The sequence below is a fragment of the Actinoplanes sp. NPDC049265 genome (genome assembly GCF_043197135.1).
Classification (GTDB): Bacteria; Actinomycetota; Actinomycetes; order Mycobacteriales; family Micromonosporaceae; genus Actinoplanes.
On record NZ_JBICSP010000058.1, the window covers coordinates 1 to 2605 of the forward strand.

The 2605-nt window shown below is 68.4% G+C and carries 2 protein-coding genes; both read left to right on the plus strand.

Annotated features, from left to right (window positions below; all coding sequences use genetic code 11):
• A partial coding sequence (locus ACGFIO_RS44275) for a phosphopantetheine-binding protein (protein ID WP_392837299.1) occupies positions 1–720 on the plus strand: 720 nt, incomplete at its 5' end.
• Between the two features lie 10 nt (positions 721–730).
• Positions 731–2605, plus strand: a 1875-nt coding sequence (locus ACGFIO_RS44280) for a type I polyketide synthase (RefSeq protein ID WP_392837302.1), incomplete at its 3' end; no start/stop codon positions are given.

Consider the following 2605-nt stretch of genomic DNA (forward strand, 5'->3'; position numbering starts at 1 on the left):
GGTCATCTGGCCGGTCGGGACACCGATCGCCTCGCCCGTGCGGGGATGCTACCCATGGCCACCGCGCGAGCACTTTCGCTGTTCGATGCCACCGCGAGCCTGGACGAGCCAGTGGCCGTCCTCACCCCTCTCGACTTGAAGGGCGACCTCCCACTATTGACCGGACTCGGCCGCCGCCCGGCTCCTGCGGCCGGCGACCGAGCTGCCGTGAGCAGCTCACCCCTCCAAGGGCTGGCCGGACTCGCGGCCGCGGACCAGGGGCGGATGCTGATGGACATGGTTCGCGCGCAGGCCGCGATCGTCCTGGGACACGCCTCACCGGACGCGGTCGCAGCGGATCGCCAGTTCAAGGACCTCGGGTTCGACTCGCTGACCGCTGTCGAGTTCCGCAACCGGCTCGCCATCGCAACCGGCCTGCGGCTGCCCGCCACCGTCATCTTCGACTACCCGACCCCAGCCGCTGTTGCCGGTTACTTGCGGCGGGAGATCGCAGCCCCCGAGCCGGCTGCCGGTGCCACCGCACTGGAGGAGCTCGAAAAGCTCGAAACGCTGATGCACGAACTGCCGGCCGAGGACGGTTTGCGCGACACCCTCGCCGTACGCGTAAAGGCTCTTCTGGCTCTTCTGGAAAGAAAGCGCGACGGCAAGAACGACGCCGACCTCGAAGCGGCCACGGCGGAGACCATCTTCACCCTCCTTGACAACGAACTGACCGACTGAGGTGGCGTCGATGGCTGACGAAGAGAAGTTCCTCGAATACCTGAAGCGGACCACGGCCGATCTGCGCCGGACCCGTCAGCGGCTGCGCGAAGTCGAGGGTCGTAGCCATGAACCGGTGGCGATCGTGGGAATGGGATGCCGGCTTCCGGGTGGTGTCGAGGATCCCGAGCAGCTGTGGGATGTGCTCGAGTCGGGGAGTGACGCGGTCGGCCCGTTCCCCGACGACCGGGGGTGGGATCTGGAGGCGCTGTTCGACACCGATCCGGACCATTCGGGGACGACGTATACCCGCGCCGGCGGCTTCGTGCGGCAGGCGGCGGCATTCGACGCGGGGTTCTTCGGCATCAGCCCGCGTGAGGCATTGTCGATGGACCCGCAGCAGCGGTTGCTGCTCGAGGTGTGCTGGGAGGCCTTGGAGCGTGCCGGGATCGACCCCGGGTCGCTGCGTGGGACCCCGACCGGCGTATTCGCCGGGGCCACCGGATACGGGAACGGCTATGGGGCCGGCGCGCAGACGAGCGCGGAGGGCTACGGGCTGACCGGCGGGGCCTGGAGCGTCATCTCCGGGCGGGTGTCGTACGTGCTGGGCCTGGAAGGTCCGGCGATGACCGTGGATACGGCGTGTTCGTCGTCGTTGGTGGCGATGCACTTGGCGGTTCAGGCGTTGCGGGCGGGGGAGTGTGGTCTGGCGCTTGCTGGTGGTGTGACGGTGATGGCGACGCCGGCTACGTTCGTGGAGTTTTCGCGGCAGCGGGGTTTGGCTGCGGATGGTCGGTGTAAGGCGTTCGGTGCGGGTGCTGATGGCACTGGTTGGGCCGAGGGTGCGGGTGTTCTGGTGTTGATGCGTCTGTCGGATGCGCGGCGGGCGGGTCATCGGGTGTTGGCGGTGGTTCGCGGCAGTGCGGTGAATCAGGATGGTGCGTCGAACGGGTTGACGGCGCCGAACGGGCCGTCACAGCAACGGGTTATCCGGTCCGCCCTGGCCAATGCCGGGTTAGCTCCCTCCGATGTGGACGTGGTGGAGGCGCATGGCACGGGGACGACGCTCGGGGACCCGATCGAGGCGCAGGCGCTGCTGGCGACTTACGGGCAGGGCCGGTCCGGTGGTGAGCCGTTGTGGTTGGGGTCGGTGAAGTCGAACATCGGGCACACCCAGGCGGCGGCTGGTGTGGCCGGGGTGATGAAGATGGTCTTGGCGATGCGGCATGGGGTGTTGCCGGCGACGTTGCATGCTGACGAGCCTTCTCCGCACGTGGATTGGTCGGCCGGGTCGGTCCGGTTGCTGTCGGCCTCGCAACCGTGGCCCATCCACGGCTCTCGGCCGCGGCGGGCTGGTGTGTCGTCGTTCGGGATCAGCGGTACCAACGCTCACGTCATTGTGGAGGAGGCTCCCGCCTTCGAGGAGGTTGTCGCGGTTCCGGATGGAGGGTCCGGGCCGGTGCTGGCGGCTGGTGGTCTGGTGGCGTGGCCGGTGTCCGGTGGGGATGCGGCGGGTTTGGTGGCGCAGGCTGCGCGGTTGCGGGAGTTCCTGGCCGGCCGGCCGGGGCTGGATCTGGTGGATGTGGGGTTCTCGCTGGCGGTGACGCGGGCGGCGCTGGCGCATCGTGCGGTGGTGGTCGGTGCGGATCGGGACGAGTTGCTGGCGGGTCTGGCGGCGGTGTCGTCGTCGTTGGCTGTTGGTGGTCGTTCGGTGTTGGTGTTTCCGGGTCAGGGCAGTCAGTGGGTCGGAATGGGTGTGGAGCTGGCGAGGGTGTCGCCGGTGTTCGCGGCTCGGTTGGCGGAGTGTTCTCGGGTGTTGGAGCCGTTGACGGGTTGGCGGTTGGAGGATGTTCTGGCTGATGGTGAGTTGTTGGAGCGGGTGGAGGTGGTGCAGCCGGCGTTGTGG